This is a genomic window from Streptomyces sp. 7R007, assembly GCF_054850255.1.
On sequence record NZ_JBTWMV010000019.1, the window covers coordinates 65,700 to 80,420 of the forward strand.

The following is a 14,721-nucleotide window of genomic DNA, read 5'->3' on the forward strand; positions in this document are numbered from 1 at the left end:
CCCGCCCGGCGAAGGAGGACGATCTCCATGCCCGTCACGGTCGTACGGTTCAACCTCGTCGAACCCGGGGCCACGCCCGCCTCCCTCGGCGCGCGCTACCAGGCCGCCCTGGAGATGGCCGGCTACGCCGACGAGCACGGCGTCACCACCGTGCAGACCGAGGAGCACCACGGCGTCGGGAACAACTGGCTGCCGTCGCCGTTCGCCTTCGCCGCCGCCGTGTTCGGGGCCACCCGGCGGATCGCGGTGACGGTCTCGGCGGTGATCGGTCCGCTGCACGATCCGCTGCGGCTGGCCGAGGAGATCGCCGTGCTGGACCTGCTCAGCGGCGGGCGCTTGGTGACGGTCGCGGGGATCGGGTACCGGCCGGAGGAGTACGCCCAGTTCGGGGTGGAGTGGAAGCGGCGGGGCAGGCTCCAGGACGAGCTGCTGGAGACCCTCCTGAAGGCGTGGACCGGGGAGGAGTTCGAGTACCGCGGCCGTACGGTACGGGTCACTCCGCGCCCCTTCACCGAGCCGCACCCCCTGCTGCTGGTCGGCGGCTCCTCCCAGGCCGCCGCCCGCCGGGCCGCCCGCCTGGGTCTGCCGTTCTTCCCCAGCGCGCACCTGCCGGAGCTGGAGGCGTACTACAAGGAGCGGCTCGTCGAGTACGGCACCGAGGGCTGGACCATGATGCCGACCGCCGAGACCCCGCTACTGCACCTCTCCGAGGACCCGGACCGGGCCTGGGCGCGGTACGGCGAGCACTTCCTGCACGAGGCCCGGACGTACGCCTCCTGGCAGTCCGGCGACATCACCTCGGCGGTGCGCTCGGCGGCCACCACCGTGGCGGAGCTGCGTGCCGAGGGCGTCTACCGGATCCTGACGCCGGACCAGTGCGTGGCGCTGGGGCTCGACAACCTCGTCCTGCATCCGCTGGCGGGCGGCATGCCGGTGGACGAGGGCCGGCGCAGCCTGCGGCTGTTCTGCGAGGACGTACTGCCCCGGCTCGGTGGGTGAGCCGGGGCAGTACGCCGTGGGGATACGGGGAGAAGGGCAGCGGGGACTTGGCCCGTCTCCCCGGGCCGGAAGGGGCCCCGGGGGGCCTCAGCCCATCTCCTCCAGCGCCTTGCCCTTCGTCTCCTTGACGAACTTCAGGACGAACGGCACGGACAGCGCGGCGAAGACCGTGTAGATCACGTAGGTCGCGGAGAGGTTCCAGTCGGACAGCGACGGGAAGCTCGCGGTGATGGCCCAGTTGGCGATCCACTGCGCGGAGGCGGCCACACCCAGGGCGGCGGCGCGGATCTTGTTGGGGAACATCTCGCCGAGCATGACCCAGACGACCACACCCCAGGACAGGGCGAAGAAGAGCACGAACACGTGGGCGGCGATCAGGGCGGTCCAGCCCTGCGCGGCCGGCAGCTTGCCGTCGACCAGGTCGTACGAGAAGGCCCAGGCCTCAAGGGCGAGACCGATGACCATGCCGACGGAGCCGATGAGGGCGAGCGGCTTGCGGCCGACGCGGTCGACGAAGATCATCGCGATCACGGTGCCGACGATGTTGATGATCGACGTGGTGAAGGAGTAGAAGAACGAGTCCGTGGGGTCGACGCCGACCGACTGCCACAGCGTCGAGGAGTAGTAGAACGCGACGTTGATGCCGACGAACTGCTGGAAGACCGACAGGCCGATGCCGATCCAGACGATCGGCTTGAAGAAGAAGCCGCCGCCGAGCAGGTCCTTGAAGGTGGACCTGTGCTCGCTCTTCATGGCGTGCTCGATCTCGGCGACGCGGGCGTCCAGGTTCACGTCCTGGCCCTCGACCTCGGCGAGGATCTCGCGGGCGCGGTCGTGCTTGCCGACGGAGATCAGGAAGCGCGGGGACTCGGGGATGGCGAAGGAGAGCAGGCCGTACAGAACGGCCGGGATCACCATGACGCCCAGCATGACCTGCCAGGCCTCCAGGCCCATCAGCTTGCCGCGCTGGTCGCCGCCGGCGGCGTTGAGCAGACCCCAGTTGACCAGCTGCGAGATGGCGATGCCGACGACGATCGCGGCCTGCTGGAAGGAGCCGAGCCGGCCACGGTAGGCAGGCGGGGCGACCTCGGCGATGTAGGCGGGGCCGATCACGGAGGCCATGCCGATGGCGAAGCCGCCGACGATGCGCCAGAAGGCGAGGTCCCACAGCGCGAAGGGCAGCGCCGAGCCGACGGCGCTGATGGTGAACAGCACGGCGGCGATCTGCATGCACCGGATGCGGCCGATGCGGTCGGCTATCCGGCCCGCGGTCGCGGCGCCGATGGCGCAGCCGATCAGGGCGATGGCGATGACCTGGGCGAGGGCCGCGGAGCCGATGTCGTAGCGGCCGCGGATGGCCTCGACGGCGCCGTTGATCACGGAGCTGTCGTAGCCGAAGAGGAAACCGCCCATCGCGGCCGCCGCCGCGATGAAGATGACGTGCCCGAGATGATCGGGATGAGCCGTCCTGGCTCCTGACTTCTGTGCCTGCGCTGTGCTGGTCACGTTCTTCTCCTCGGGCACACCGGCAACGCTGCCGGGTGGGGTGAGCCCTTCGAGGTAGGTGGTACCTGAAGGTAAAAGCAACGTTGCCGAGACTATGCCTTCAAGTTTCGAAGTCAAGAGGGCGTAGCTGTGAGATTTCAGCGCAGGGGTGACCTGGTTTCGTTCAAGACTTGAAGGGAAGGCGTTCAGCGGAGTCTCTGGCTGATGACCTTCGAGACACCGTCGCCCTGCATGGAGACGCCGTACAGCGCGTCGGCGACCTCCATCGTGCGCTTCTGGTGGGTGATGACGATCAGCTGAGAGCTCTCCTGCAACTCCTGCATGATCCGGATCAGCCGCTGCAGGTTGGTGTCGTCGAGGGCGGCCTCGACCTCGTCCATGACGTAGAACGGGCTCGGCCGGGCCTTGAAGATCGACACCAGCAACGCCACGGCGGTGAGCGAGCGCTCGCCACCGGAGAGCAGGCTCAGCCGCTTGACCTTCTTGCCCGGCGGGCGGGCCTCGACGTCGACGCCCGTGGTCAGCATGTTGTCGGGGTCGGTCAGGATGAGCCGCCCCTCGCCGCCGGGGAAGAGCCGGCTGAAGACGCCCTCGAACTCGCGGGCCGTGTCCCGGTAGGCCTCGGTGAAGACCTGCTCGACGCGTTCGTCGACCTCCTTGACGACCTGGAGCAGGTCGGCGCGGGTCTTCTTCAGGTCCTCCAGCTGCTCGCTGAGGAACTTGTGGCGTTCCTCCAGCGCGGCGAACTCCTCCAGGGCGAGCGGGTTGACCTTGCCGAGCTGCTGGTAGGCCCGCTCGGCGGCCTTGAGCCGCTTCTCCTGCTCGGCCCGGTGGAACGGCTTCGGCTGGTTGCGGGGGTGCTCGGGGTCCTCGGGCAGCTCCTCGCCCTCGGCGGGCGGGGAGGGCGGTACGAGCCGGTGGGGGCCGTACTCGTCGACCAGCCCCGCCGGCTCCACGCCCAGCTCCTCCAGCGCCCTCGTCTCCAACTGCTCGATCCGCAGCCGCTTCTCGGCGCCGAGGACCTCGCCGCGGTGCACCGAGTCGGTCAGCTTGTCGAGTTCGGCCTTCAGGTCGCGGCCGGCGGTGCGGGCGGCCGCCAGCTCCTGCTCCCGGCGCGCCTTGGCGGCCTCGGCGGCGGTGCGCTCGGCGTCGGCGCGGGCGAGGGAGACCTCGACGTGCGCGAGCAACTGCCGGGCACCGGAGGCGACCGCTTCGGCGACGGCCGCCTCGTGGCGCAGCCGCGCCCGGCGCTGTTCGGCACGCGCGCGTGCCTCGCGCTCCGCTCGGGCGGCGCGGTCGAGGGAGTCGGCGCGGCCGGCGAGCCCCTTGACGCGTTCTTCGTGCGTACGGACCTGGAGGCGGGCCTCCATCTCGGTCTGGCGGGCGTTGGCGCCGTCGGCGGCGAGGCGGTCGCGGACCGAGGTGTCGGGTTCCTCCTCGACCGGCATCTCCTCGGCGACGGCGAGGCGTTCGGCGAGTTCCTCGACCTCTTGCAGGGCCTTGTCCAGGGCGTCCTGCGCTCGCGCGGCGGCCGCGGTGGAGCGTTCGGCCTCACCGGCCGCGCCCCGAGCCTGGCCGGCGAGGCGGCCGAGCTGCTGGGCCACGGCCGACTTCTCGCGGTCGGCGGCGCGGCGGCGCTCGCCGAGTTCCTCCACGAGGGCGGCGCACTCGCGGCGGCGTTCCTGCGCCGCGTGCTGGGCTTCGGTGAGCTCCTCGCAGCGGACGGCCAGTTCCCGCAGCTCGGCGGCCGCCTCGTCGACGGACGCCTGGACTTCGAGGAGGCTGGGGGCGCCCGCGGAGCCGCCGTGGGCGAAGTGGGCGCCGAGGAGGTCGCCTTCGGCGGTGACGGCGGTGAGGTGGGGGTGGCTGTAGACGAGCTCTTCGGCGTCTTCGAGCGTGTTGACGACGACGATGCCGTGCAGGAGGCGGCGGACGGCGGGCATGAGGTCGGAAGGGGCGCGGACGAGGTCCGCCGCGTAGTGCCGTCCGGCGGGTGCGGCTTCGTCGTGGCTGGTCGCGCCCCGCGGCGGAGCCGCATGTTGATGCGGCCCCGCGTCCCTCTGAGGCGCTTCCCCTGCCGGCAACAGAGACGCTCGGCCCGCGTCCTGCTTACGCAGCAGCCGGATCGCGTCCGCCGCCGCCGATGGGGAGGTGACCGCCACGGCATCCGCCGCCGCGCCGAGAGCTGCCGCCAGGGGGACCTCGTAGCCCGGTGTCACCGTCAACAGCTCGGCGGCCGGACCCAGCAGCCCGGTGAGACGGTCCTTCGCGTCCAGCAAGGCGCCCGTGCCGTCCTTGCGGCGCAGGCCCAGCGCCAGCGCATCGTGCCGGGCCTGCGTCGCCGCGCGCCTGCGCTCCGCCGCCGTGGCCGCCTCGCGGGCCGCCGTCAGGGCCGCTTCCGCCTCCGCCAGCCGTCGCTTGGCCGCCTCGTGCCGTTCCGCCAGCTCCGTGTCGCCCGCGTCGAGTTCGTCGACCTCCGCCTTCAGGGCCTCGTACTCCTCCTGCGCGGCGACGGCCCGCTCCCGGGCCTCGTCCCGCGCCGCGGCCAGGCGGTCGATCTCGGCCTGGGCGGAGGCGGCGCGGGAGCGGGCCGCGTTGACCTGGCCGCCCAGACGGGCCAGGCCCTCGCGGCGGTCGGCGATGGCGCGGGCCACGTCCTTCAGGCGCCGTTCCTCCTCGGCGAGCGAGCGCTCCAGCTCGGCGCGGTGCGCGACCGTGTCCTCCAGGGCGCGCTCGGCGGCCTCCAGGGCGGCCTCCAGCTCGGCCTCCTGCTCGCGGATGCGGGCGGCCTCGCGCTCCATGTCCTCCGGATCACGGCCGCGCCGCTCCTCCGGAGGCGCCGAGGTGGCGCTCTTGACGCGGGCGTCGGCCAGCGAGATCGTGCCGCGCACGCGCTCGGCGAGCTGGGAGAGCTCGTACCAGGTCTGCTGGGCCCGCTGAAGGCGGGGGGTGAGCCGGCGGACCTCGTCCTCCAGGAGCGCCTCGCGCTGGAGGGCCTTCTTCAGCTCCTGCTCGGCGGCTTCCTTGCGTTCCTTCAGCGCGGCCTCGTCCGCGACCTCGGCCTGTAGCGCCTGGCGCAGCCGTACGAGATCGTCGGCGAGCAGGCGCAGGCGGGCGTCGCGCAGGTCGGCCTGGATGACGGCGGCGCGGCGTGCGACGGCGGCCTGGCGGCCCAGGGGCTTGAGCTGGCGGCGGAGTTCGTCGGTGAGGTCCTGCACGCGCGCGAGGTTGGCCTGCATGGCGTCCAGCTTGCGCAGCGCCTTCTCCTTGCGCTTGCGGTGCTTGAGGACGCCGGCGGCCTCCTCGATGAAGGCGCGGCGGCCCATGGGATCGGCGTGCAGGACGGAGTCGAGCTGGCCCTGGCCGACGATGACGTGCATCTCGCGGCCGATGCCGGAGTCGGAGAGCAGTTCCTGGATGTCGAGCAGGCGGCAGGTGTCGCCGTTGATCTGGTACTCGCTGCCGCCGTTGCGGAACATGATCCGCGTGATGGTGACCTCGGCGTACTCGATGGGCAGCGCGCCGTCGGAGTTGTCGATGGTCAGGGACACCTCGGCGCGGCCCAGCGGCGGGCGGCCGGTGGTGCCGGCGAAGATGACGTCCTCCATCTTGCCGCCGCGCAGCGACTTGGCGCCCTGCTCGCCCATCACCCAGCTGAGGGCGTCGACGACGTTGGACTTGCCCGAGCCGTTCGGCCCCACGACACACGTGATCCCCGGCTCGAACCGGAGCGTGGTCGCCGAGGCGAACGACTTGAACCCGCGGAGGGTCAGGGCCTTGAGGTGCACGCCGCTGGACTCTACCTGCCAGGGGTGTCTCACTCCATGAACCCGCGGTTTCACCCATGAACGTGCAGGGCACACCAGACGTTAAAGACAGTGAAAGGATGCGCGGGGGAAAGAAAGAAGGGACGCCGAAGCGTCCCTTGCAAATCTGACAACTGAGCGGTGGATACGGGCGGTCCAACCACTGCCGTCATCGTGTGATGCAGTGATCAGGTGAGCGCAGGCTCCGCCTGGTGTGCGTCGATGCTCTCCATGATCCTGTCGTGAGAAGCGGCAGCCTGCAGAGCGTCGTTCTCGGCCTGGATCCGTACGAGCTCGGATTCCAGATCCTGCACGCGCTGCTGGAGCCGTCGCATCTCGGCGAGGAGTCGAGGGTCGGAGCCGCCGACGTAACCGAGAAGCGCCTTTGCCATGATGGATGGTCCTCCACACTGAGTGACCGACCGAAGCGGTGTGGGTCGTGAGGGATTCGCACCCGCGGTGCTTGGCACTGTTGAGTTTGTGCTGCTGTTCAACCATGCCAAACAGCTAGGGTGCGCGGGGTGCTTTCAGCGTCTCACCAAAAAGTTTGACGGTCAACACGATCACGCCCCGTATTGGCGGGCAACCCGGGGGAACGCGGCCGGATCGGCGGCGTTGCGACTCCTGCGGGGCCCTCAGGGCGTGGCGATCATCCTTACGTGCCGGAGCCTGCCAGAGCAAGCGGTTCTTGGCAACCACCAGGCCATTTCTGCTTCCGGCAGCCGCCCGCGGCATGTCCCCCGGCTTCCGCCTGGGCCGCTTTACAGAACCGGCTCAGCGGATGGCGAAGCCGTCGTAACCCCCACGGGGTGTGTCCCAGATCTCGGTGACGCCGTCCACGCGCCCGGGCGTGTCGTCACTCTGGAGCCACTCCAGAAGACCTTCACACCGCTCTCGCGAGCCCTCCGCGACCACCTGGACGCGTCCGTCGCCCAAATTGAGAGCAAAACCACTCAGGCCGCCGAGCTCGAGGGCCTTGGCCCGCGTGAACCAGCGAAAACCCACACCTTGGACGCGTCCTCGCACCCAGGCGACCATCCGCACATCCTCGCTCATGGGTGCAACCTAACCGGCCAATGTCTCTCCGGACACTTCCTCCTCTGGCGCCATGCGGTACCGTCCCCACCCAATGAATCTCATATGAAACTCACTCCATCGAGTGAGTTGCGTCACCCGCAAGATCGCATGAGCCGGGTTGACCGCAGCACGAGGAAGGCATGGACATGGGACGCCACCGACGCTCCGCCGCCGGCCGCGCCGCCACGGGCCGCGCCACGGGGGTCACAGGTACGGACCGTTCCCACACGGACGGCACGGACGGCTTCGACCCGCGGAAGTACTCGTACAGCTACGACGGGCCGCAGGAGTACGCGGGCGGCACCGCGTCCGCCTCCGCCCGCATGGGCACGGCGCCGTATCTGGACACCGAGGCCTACGCCGAGGCGGACGCGCGCAGTGCCGCGTACCTGTTCGCCACGGAGGAGGACTTCGCCACGGTCTTCCCGGAGCACGGGTTCGCGCCCGACAAGGGCTCCCGGCGCGGTGGGAGCCGGCGGCGGAAGAAGAAGACCGTGACACCGGTGAAGTCCGGCCTGCTCGGGGTCTCCGCCGCGGTCGCCATCGGCACGGTCGCGGTGGCCACGGGCGCGGTGCCGGGCCTGGACAACTACAAGCTCGGCGGCAGCAGCAGCAGCGGCGGCTCGGCACAGGCGGCGGGGACGCCGACCAACAGCGCCACCGAGCAGGGCGGCACCTCCGGGAGCGCCACCGGCCGGGACGACGGGTCGTCCACCAGCCGGGACTCCGACCGGTCGGCCTCGCCCTCCGCCGCGCCGTCCACGTCCACCTCCACGGCGGCGCCGAGCGAGGCACCGACGAAGAAGCCGACGGCCACGCCCAGCGAGAAGCCGTCGGCCACGCCGTCGCAGAAGGAGACCAGCCCGCCCCGGCAGACCGCCGCCCCGGTGACGGTCTCCGCGCAGGCCGCCGCCGAGGCGGAGGTGCTCAGGCTGGTCAACGAGGAGCGGGCCAAGGTCGGCTGCAGCGCGGTCGCCGCGAACAGCTCGCTGACCGACCTCGCCGAGAACTTCAGCGAGGCGATGGCCTCGCAGAACTTCTTCGACCACACCGATCCCAGCGGCGCCACGCCGTGGGACCGGGCCGCCAAGCTCGGCATCACCGACCTCGGCGGCGAGAACATCGCCCGGGGCCAGGCCGACCCGGCGGCGGTGATGGAGGCGTGGATGAACAGCCCCGGCCACCGGGCGAACATCCTGAACTGCGACTTCAAGACCCTCGGCGTCGGCGTGCACTTCGGCACGGGCGGCCCCTGGTGGACGCAGGACTTCGGCTACTAGACGGCCGTACGGCGAGCCGGCCCCACGGCGTTCAGGCGGCGCGGCCCAGGCGGAACACCCGCGCCGTCTCCGTCACCCGGCGTCCCAGGTGCTCCGCCGTCTTGACGTCGGCCTTGTGGACGGCTTCCGGGCCCTCGTCGACGTTGGTCTGGGCGGCGGCGCCGGCGAAGACGCCGAGGCGGTTGAGGTCGTGCTCGGAGCCCTCGCTGTTGTTCCAGCCGGGGTGCAGGCCGAGGTTGACCCAGTGCATGCCGTGCTGGCCGGCGAGGATCTGGAAGAACTGCAGGGTGTGCAGCTTGTCGCCGCTCTTGGAGCCGGAGTTGGTGAACCCGGCGGCCAGCTTGTCCTTCCAGTCCTGCCCGAACCAGCGCTTGGAGGACGCCTCGGCGAACACGTGGAAGGCGCCGGACGCGGTGCCCATGTAGGTCGGCGAGCCGAAGACGATGGCGTCCGAGCGGTCCAGCACCGCCCACTGCTCGTCGGTGATCTCGTCGACGTTGATCAGGTGCACCTCGGCACCCGCCTCGGCGGCACCGGCACGGACGGCCTCGGCGAGCACGGCGGTGTGGCCGTAGCCGGAGTGATAGGCGATGGAGACGACAGGGGTGGTCACGATGGGTACTCCTGGGAATCAGCGGCAGCCGGCGATGACCGGCGATATCGAAAGGAAAGCACTAACTTCTGGTTAGTGCAACCTGCGAGTTAGCGCTGCGTTCGAGTACGCTTGAGGCATGGACACCACGCAGGAGCGCACGGCGACGCAGGATCTGCCGTACAACGTGTTCGCCAAGGCCTGCCCTTCGCGCGGCACGCTGGAGCATGTGACGGGGCGCTGGGGCGCGCTCACGCTCGGCGCGCTGCACGAGGGCTCGCTGCGCTTCAACGAGCTGCGGCGCCGGGTCGACGGCGTGAGCGAGAAGATGCTCTCCCAGACGCTGCACGCCCTGGAGCGCGACGGGCTGGTGCACCGCGAGGCGCAGCCGACGAACCCGCCCCGCGTGGACTACGAACTGACACCGCTGGGCCGTCAGGTCGCCGAGCGGCTCCTCGGCCTCATCCGTCTGCTGGAGGGCCGGATGGACGACGTCCTCGCCGCCCGGGAGCGTTACGACGCCACGCGCGGCGCCCTCTGACAGCGCGGGCAGAAGTAGCTGGACCGGTTCATCCAGGGCCGCCTGCGCATCGGCGTACCGCACCGCCTGCACGGCAGCCCCGCACGGCCGTACGCGTCAAGCGAGCGGTCGAAGTAGCCCGACTCGCCGTTGACGTTGACGTAGAGGCTGTCGAAGCTGGTGCCGCCGACGGCGAGGGCCGCGTTCATCACGTCCCGTACGTGGCCGAGGAGTTCGGCCGTGCGCGGGCGGGTGAAGCCGGCCGTCGGGCGCTCGTAGTGGATGCGGGCGCGCCACAGCGCCTCGTCCGCGTAGATGTTGCCGACTCCGCTGATCAACGACTGGTCCAGCAGGGCCCGTTTGATGGTGGTGCGCTTGCGGCGCAGGGCCTGGTGGAAGGCCTCGTCGTCGAACAGCGGGTCGAGGGGGTCACGGGCGATGTGCGCGATGACGTCGGGCAGGCCCTCGGGGGTGTTGTCGTGCAACGACAGTCCGCCGAAGGTGCGTTGGTCGACGAAGCGGAGTTCGGTGCCAGCATCGTCGGCGAAGCGGGCGCGGATGCGCAGGTGCTTCTCGTCGGGGGCCGTGGCCGGCTGGACCAGGAGCTGGCCGCTCATGCCGAGGTGGGCCAGGACGGACTGACGCGTGTCCTCCAGGGGCAGCCACAGGTACTTGCCGCGCCGGCTCGGGACGCCCACGCGGTGACCCTTGAGACGGTGCGCGAAGTCGTCGGGGCCGGCGACGTGGCGGCGCACGGCACGCGGGTGCAGCACCTCGACGTCGGCCACGACACGATGGGCGACCCACCGCTCCAGACCCCGCCGGACGACCTCGACCTCGGGCAGCTCGGGCACCGGTACCCCCGTTGTGGATGAGTCGAGCGCCCGCCCCGGAGGGACGGGCGCTCAGGACGCGCTGTACGTCAGGCTGAGACGGAGTGCGGGCCTTCGCCGTCCTGGGCGGCCTTCTCGGCCGCCGTCTGCTGGGCGCGCTCGTCCGCCGCGGCCCGGATGGACCGCCAGGCGGACTCGGCGGCCTGCTGCTCCGCCTCCTTCTTGCTGCGGCCGGTGCCGGTGCCGTACGAGACGCCTCCGACGCGGGCGGCAGCAGTGAAGGTCTTCTCGTGGTCGGGGCCGGTCTCCGAGACCAGGTACTCGGGCACGCCGAGCCCCTCGGTCGCGGTGAGCTCCTGGAGGGACGTCTTCCAGTCCAGGCCGGCTCCGAGGTTCGAGGACTTCTCGATCAGCGGGTCGAACAGGCGGTGCACCAGTTCGGAGGCCGCGTCGAGGCCCTGGTCGAGATAGACCGCGCCGATCACCGCTTCGAGGGTGTCGGCGAGGATGGACGCCTTGTCCCGGCCGCCCGTGCCCTCTTCGCCCCGGCCGAGCCGGATGAAGGAGCCCAGGTCGAGCCCGCGGCCGACCTCCGCCAGCGCACGCGAGTTGACCACCGCGGCCCGCAGCTTGGCCAGTTGGCCCTCGGGCAGGTCGGGGTGGGTGTTGTACAGCGTGTCCGTGACGACCAGGCCGAGCACGGAGTCCCCGAGGAACTCCAGCCGCTCGTTGGTCGGCAGACCGCCGTTCTCGTACGCGTACGAACGGTGGGTCAGCGCACGCACCAGAAGGGCGGACTCGAGCTTGTACCCGAGCCGCCCTTCCAGGAGCGTGTGGGACGAGGCCGTGTTGTCCGCTTTCTTCTTGGCGGACGGGTCCGCCTTGGCGTCATCCGCCTTCTTGGCAGTGGACACGGTGCCTCTCACCAGCCGCTCAGACCTCGAGGACCTGGCGCTTGTTGTAGGTGCCGCAAGACGGGCACGCGATGTGCTGCTGCTTGGGCTCGTGGCAGCGCTCGCACGCAACCAGGGTGGGGACCGCAGCCTTCCACTGCGACCGGCGGTGGCGCGTGTTGCTGCGCGACATCTTCCGCTTCGGAACAGCCACGGCTACTTCTCCTGCTTCTCGTCGACGCCCGGTTCGGCGCCGCTCATCTCGTCCTTCTCGCCGTCCGTCATGGTCTCGGCGAGTCCCTGCAGTGCCGCCCAACGGATGTCGACGGCGTCATGGTGGTGGTCCGGGTCGTCCGCCAGCCGCGCTCCGCACTCGGAGCACAGACCCGGGCAGTCTTCCTGGCACACCGGCTGCATCGGCAGTGCGAGCACCACCGCATCGCGCAGCACGGGTTCGAGGTCGAACAGGCCGTCCTCGATGAAGAGCCTGTCCTCGTCTTCCTCGGCGTCGTCGGCCGGCTCCGCCTTGGGGCGGCCCCGGTCGTCGGCGTCAGGGTACGAGAACATCTCCTGGAAGTCCGCTTCGACGTCGAGCTGAAGCGGCTCCAGACACCTTACGCACTCCCCCTCGGCCTGTGCACGGGCGGTGCCTGTGACAAGCACCCCTTCCATGACCGACTCGAGTCGGAGTTCGAGTTCCACCGGGGCGCCTTCCGGCACTCCGATGACTCCCTGGACACCGAAGTCCTTGGGAGCGTCGACCGTGCGGGACAGCCGCTGCAGCGCACCGGGACGCCGGCCCAGCTCGTGCGTGTCGAACACGAGGGGGTTGCGGTGGTCGAGGCGAGCGTTGGGGGTCATTCCTGCTTTCGGTCTTCTGAACTCAGAGGGACGCCGCCCTGCGGTGTTCCCGGGCAGCGTAGATCGCGGACGTACACGCGACCGAAGAGCCAGGATACTGGACCTTTCGCTCTCGGCCCAATCCGGCGGTTCCTTACTGGCCCCGGCCCTGCTCGTACGCCCGCAGCTGCTCCGGCGTGATCATGCCGGTGTCGAAGAGGCTGGTCTCGTCGAGGGCGTACGACTGCTGGGGCTGCTGGGGCTGCTGCGGGACCTGGTGGGAGTCGTACGGCTGCTGCTGGGCGTCGTAGCCCTGGTAGGCGTAGGGGTCGGCCTGCTGGTAGCCGTACGCGTCCTGGCCGCCGTAGCCCTGCTGCTGGTACTGCCCCGCGTACGGGTCGGGCTGCTGCTGGTAGCCGTACGCCGGCTGCTGGTCGTACTGGGGCTGCTGCGGCTGCTCCGCCGGGGTGCCCGTGCCCTGCTCCTGCTCCGTGAGGGCGGCGAGGTCGGCGAGGTAGTCGGCGTCGCTGGAGTGCTGGAAGGACGAGGTGTCGGCGGCGAGGGCGCCGAGGTCGTCGGTGGCGATCCGGCCGTGCAGCTTGGCGCGGCCCTTGCCGACCGCCTCCAGCGTCTTGGCCAGGACCGCCTCGAAGGCGCCCAGCTTGGCGTCCACGTAGGCGTCGGCGTCCTTGCGCAGGGTCTCGGGGTCGTGGCTGCGCTCGGGGGCGTCCTCGTCCTCGTAGCCCTGCTCGTCGAGGCCGGGACCGGTGCCGAGCAGCTTCTCGCGGCCGCGGCCGACCGAGCCGAGGGTCTTGGTGAGGACGACCTCGAAGTTGGCGAGCTTGGAGTCGACGTAGTCGTCGGCCTCGGCGCGGATCTCCTCGGCCTCCTGGCGGGCCTCGGCGAGGATCCGGTCGGCCTCGGCCTGGGAGCGGCGGGCGATCTCGGTGTCGGAGATCAGCGAGCCGCGCTCGGCGTGCGCGCCCTGGATGATCCGCTCGGCCTCCTGGCGGGCCTGCTCGACCATCTCCTCCCGGCCGCCGATCAGCTCCTGGGCCTGGGCGAGGGAGTCGGGCAGCGCCGCGCGCACCTCTTCCAGCATCGCGAGCAGTTCGGCGCGGTTGACCACGCACGAGGCCGACATGGGCATCGACCGGGCGCCGGAGACCGCCGCCACGATCTCGTCGAGCTTCTTCTGCACGTCCACCGTGTGCTCGCCACTCTCTACCGATGTGTTGGAGACGGACGGGACGACTGTAGTCCCAATCAGTCGTGGCGGAGGCGCTTGTTCAGGGCTTCGAGCACCACCGGCGGGACCAGGTGGGAGACGTCTCCGCCCCAGGTCGCGACCTCCTTGACGAGGGAGGAGGACAGGAAGCTGTAGGTGGGGTTGGTCGGCACGAACAGCGTCTCGACACCGGAGAGGCCGTTGTTCATCTGGGCCATCTGCAGCTCGTAGTCGAAGTCGCTGACCGCGCGCAGGCCCTTGACGATGGCGGGGATGTCGCGCTGCTTGCAGTAGTCGACGAGCAGGCCGTGGAAGGCCTCGACGATCACGTTGCCGTACTCGGCGGTGACCTGGCGGATCAGGTCGATCCGCTCGTCGATGTCGAACAGGCCCTTCTTGGACTTGTTGATCATCACCGCGACGTAGACCTCGTCGTAGAGGCGGGAGGCGCGGGAGATGATGTCGAGGTGTCCGTTGGTGATCGGGTCGAACGACCCGGGACAGACGGCGCGGCGCACTAGTGATCCCTCGCTCTCCGGTCCGGTCATCGTGCGTCTTCGCACGTAGAGGCGTTATCGCCCGTGGCGGCGCGACCGTACCAAAACGTTCCCTCGCCGTAGCGACGGGCCTTGACCGCGTCGAAGCCGGGCGGCCAGGCGAATTCACCGCCTCTGGTGCTGCGCTCCACGGTGACGAGGGCCTCCGGCGCGAGCCAGTGTTCGGTGCGGAGTGTGAGCAGAATCTCGCGAAGATCGTGGTCCGTCACACGGTACGGCGGGTCCAGGAAGACCAGGTCGTACGGGGCCTCCGGCGCCGACTGGATGATCTGCTCGGCCTTGCCCGCGCGGACCTCGGCGCCGGGCAGGCCCAGGTTTCTGACGTTCTCGCGGAGGGTGCGGGCGGCTCTGGCGTCGGCCTCGACGAGGAGGGTGTGGCCCGCGCCGCGGGAGAGGGCTTCGAGGCCGACGGCGCCGGAGCCGGCGTAGAGGTCGAGGACGCGTTCGCCGTCGAGGGGGCCGCCCAGGAGGGACTGCCAGGTGGAGAAGAGGCCCTCGCGTGCGCGGTCGGAGGTGGGGCGGGTTCCGTTGCCGGGTGGGACGGCCAGTCGACGGCCGCCGGCTGCGCCGGCGATCACGCGGGTCATCTG

15 protein-coding genes are annotated in these 14,721 nt (G+C 70.6%); 3 read left to right on the plus strand and 12 right to left on the minus strand.

Features of this window, described 5'->3' with window-relative positions:
• Positions 1-27 precede the first annotated feature (27 nt).
• The gene (locus tag ACYF6T_RS24605) at positions 28-999 is read left to right on the plus strand and encodes an LLM class flavin-dependent oxidoreductase (RefSeq protein ID WP_461699004.1); all 972 of its coding nucleotides are present in this window, start codon (positions 28-30) and stop codon (positions 997-999) included.
• 87 nt (positions 1,000-1,086) lie between these two features.
• On the opposite strand, the gene ACYF6T_RS24610 is transcribed toward ACYF6T_RS24605, so the two are convergent.
• The 4 genes from ACYF6T_RS24610 to ACYF6T_RS24625 all read right to left on the minus strand — a co-directional run bounded on the left by ACYF6T_RS24610 (position 1,087) and on the right by ACYF6T_RS24625 (position 7,367).
• Positions 1,087-2,505, minus strand: a complete 1,419-nt coding sequence (locus ACYF6T_RS24610) for a sugar porter family MFS transporter (protein ID WP_461699006.1) — start codon at positions 2,503-2,505, stop codon at positions 1,087-1,089.
• 185 nt (positions 2,506-2,690) lie between these two features.
• Positions 2,691-6,293, minus strand: a complete 3,603-nt coding sequence (gene smc, locus ACYF6T_RS24615) for a chromosome segregation protein SMC (RefSeq protein ID WP_461699008.1) — start codon at positions 6,291-6,293, stop codon at positions 2,691-2,693.
• Between the two features lie 206 nt (positions 6,294-6,499).
• Positions 6,500-6,703 (minus strand): hypothetical protein, encoded by a 204-nt coding sequence (locus ACYF6T_RS24620; RefSeq protein ID WP_003997584.1) that lies wholly within the window; start codon positions 6,701-6,703, stop codon positions 6,500-6,502.
• A gap of 382 nt (positions 6,704-7,085) precedes the next feature.
• On the minus strand, positions 7,086-7,367 hold the full coding sequence (locus tag ACYF6T_RS24625; RefSeq protein ID WP_461699009.1) for an acylphosphatase: 282 nt from the start codon (positions 7,365-7,367) through the stop codon (positions 7,086-7,088).
• A 167-nt stretch (positions 7,368-7,534) separates the two neighbouring features.
• On the opposite strand from ACYF6T_RS24625, the gene ACYF6T_RS24630 reads away from it, so the two are divergent.
• Positions 7,535-8,668: a CAP domain-containing protein gene (locus ACYF6T_RS24630; RefSeq protein ID WP_461699011.1), complete on the plus strand. Its 1,134-nt coding sequence runs from the start codon at positions 7,535-7,537 to the stop codon at positions 8,666-8,668.
• Positions 8,669-8,699: 31 nt separating this feature from the next.
• On the opposite strand, the gene ACYF6T_RS24635 is transcribed toward ACYF6T_RS24630, so the two are convergent.
• The gene (locus ACYF6T_RS24635) at positions 8,700-9,281 is read right to left on the minus strand and encodes a flavodoxin family protein (protein ID WP_461699012.1); all 582 of its coding nucleotides are present in this window, start codon (positions 9,279-9,281) and stop codon (positions 8,700-8,702) included.
• 118 nt (positions 9,282-9,399) lie between these two features.
• Between ACYF6T_RS24635 and ACYF6T_RS24640 the strand changes: the two genes are divergently transcribed.
• The gene (locus ACYF6T_RS24640) at positions 9,400-9,801 is read left to right on the plus strand and encodes a winged helix-turn-helix transcriptional regulator (RefSeq protein ID WP_461699013.1); all 402 of its coding nucleotides are present in this window, start codon (positions 9,400-9,402) and stop codon (positions 9,799-9,801) included.
• Here the strand turns inward: ACYF6T_RS24640 and mutM are convergent.
• The 7 genes from mutM to rsmD all read right to left on the minus strand — a co-directional run bounded on the left by mutM (position 9,774) and on the right by rsmD (position 14,718).
• Positions 9,774-10,634 carry a bifunctional DNA-formamidopyrimidine glycosylase/DNA-(apurinic or apyrimidinic site) lyase gene (gene mutM, locus ACYF6T_RS24645; protein WP_461699014.1) on the minus strand — a complete coding sequence of 287 codons (861 nt, stop codon included), beginning with the start codon at positions 10,632-10,634 and terminating at the stop codon, positions 9,774-9,776. The two genes, ACYF6T_RS24640 and mutM, sit on opposite strands and share 28 nt — an antisense overlap.
• Before the next feature lie 68 nt (positions 10,635-10,702).
• Positions 10,703-11,539, minus strand: a complete 837-nt coding sequence (rnc, locus tag ACYF6T_RS24650) for a ribonuclease III (RefSeq protein WP_461699016.1) — start codon at positions 11,537-11,539, stop codon at positions 10,703-10,705.
• 7 nt (positions 11,540-11,546) lie between these two features.
• Complete coding sequence (rpmF, locus tag ACYF6T_RS24655) at positions 11,547-11,720, minus strand: 50S ribosomal protein L32 (protein ID WP_003951102.1); 174 nt, start codon at positions 11,718-11,720, stop codon at positions 11,547-11,549.
• Between the two features lie 2 nt (positions 11,721-11,722).
• Complete coding sequence (locus ACYF6T_RS24660; protein ID WP_461699032.1) at positions 11,723-12,367, minus strand: YceD family protein; 645 nt, start codon at positions 12,365-12,367, stop codon at positions 11,723-11,725.
• Between the two features lie 133 nt (positions 12,368-12,500).
• Complete coding sequence (locus ACYF6T_RS24665) at positions 12,501-13,553, minus strand: ATP synthase F0 subunit B (RefSeq protein ID WP_461699033.1); 1,053 nt, start codon at positions 13,551-13,553, stop codon at positions 12,501-12,503.
• A gap of 59 nt (positions 13,554-13,612) precedes the next feature.
• On the minus strand, positions 13,613-14,092 hold the full coding sequence (gene coaD, locus ACYF6T_RS24670; protein ID WP_461699114.1) for a pantetheine-phosphate adenylyltransferase: 480 nt from the start codon (positions 14,090-14,092) through the stop codon (positions 13,613-13,615).
• 26 nt (positions 14,093-14,118) lie between these two features.
• Positions 14,119-14,718, minus strand: coding sequence for a 16S rRNA (guanine(966)-N(2))-methyltransferase RsmD (gene rsmD / locus ACYF6T_RS24675; protein WP_461699034.1), 600 nt, complete (start codon positions 14,716-14,718; stop codon positions 14,119-14,121).
• Positions 14,719-14,721: the final 3 nt, after the last annotated feature.

Excerpts from the sequence above, each read along its gene's own strand:
- ACYF6T_RS24605 (WP_461699004.1), top strand. The coding sequence starts at position 28 with ATGCCCGTCACGGTCGTACGGTTCAACCTCGTCGAACCCGGGGCCACG.
- ACYF6T_RS24620 (WP_003997584.1), bottom strand. The coding sequence starts at position 6,703 with ATGGCAAAGGCGCTTCTCGGTTACGTCGGCGGCTCCGACCCTCGACTC.
- ACYF6T_RS24625 (WP_461699009.1), bottom strand. The coding sequence starts at position 7,367 with ATGAGCGAGGATGTGCGGATGGTCGCCTGGGTGCGAGGACGCGTCCAA.
- ACYF6T_RS24630 (WP_461699011.1), top strand. The coding sequence starts at position 7,535 with ATGGGACGCCACCGACGCTCCGCCGCCGGCCGCGCCGCCACGGGCCGC.
- ACYF6T_RS24640 (WP_461699013.1), top strand. The coding sequence starts at position 9,400 with ATGGACACCACGCAGGAGCGCACGGCGACGCAGGATCTGCCGTACAAC.
- ACYF6T_RS24660 (WP_461699032.1), bottom strand. The coding sequence starts at position 12,367 with ATGACCCCCAACGCTCGCCTCGACCACCGCAACCCCCTCGTGTTCGAC.
- rsmD (WP_461699034.1), bottom strand. The coding sequence starts at position 14,718 with ATGACCCGCGTGATCGCCGGCGCAGCCGGCGGCCGTCGACTGGCCGTC.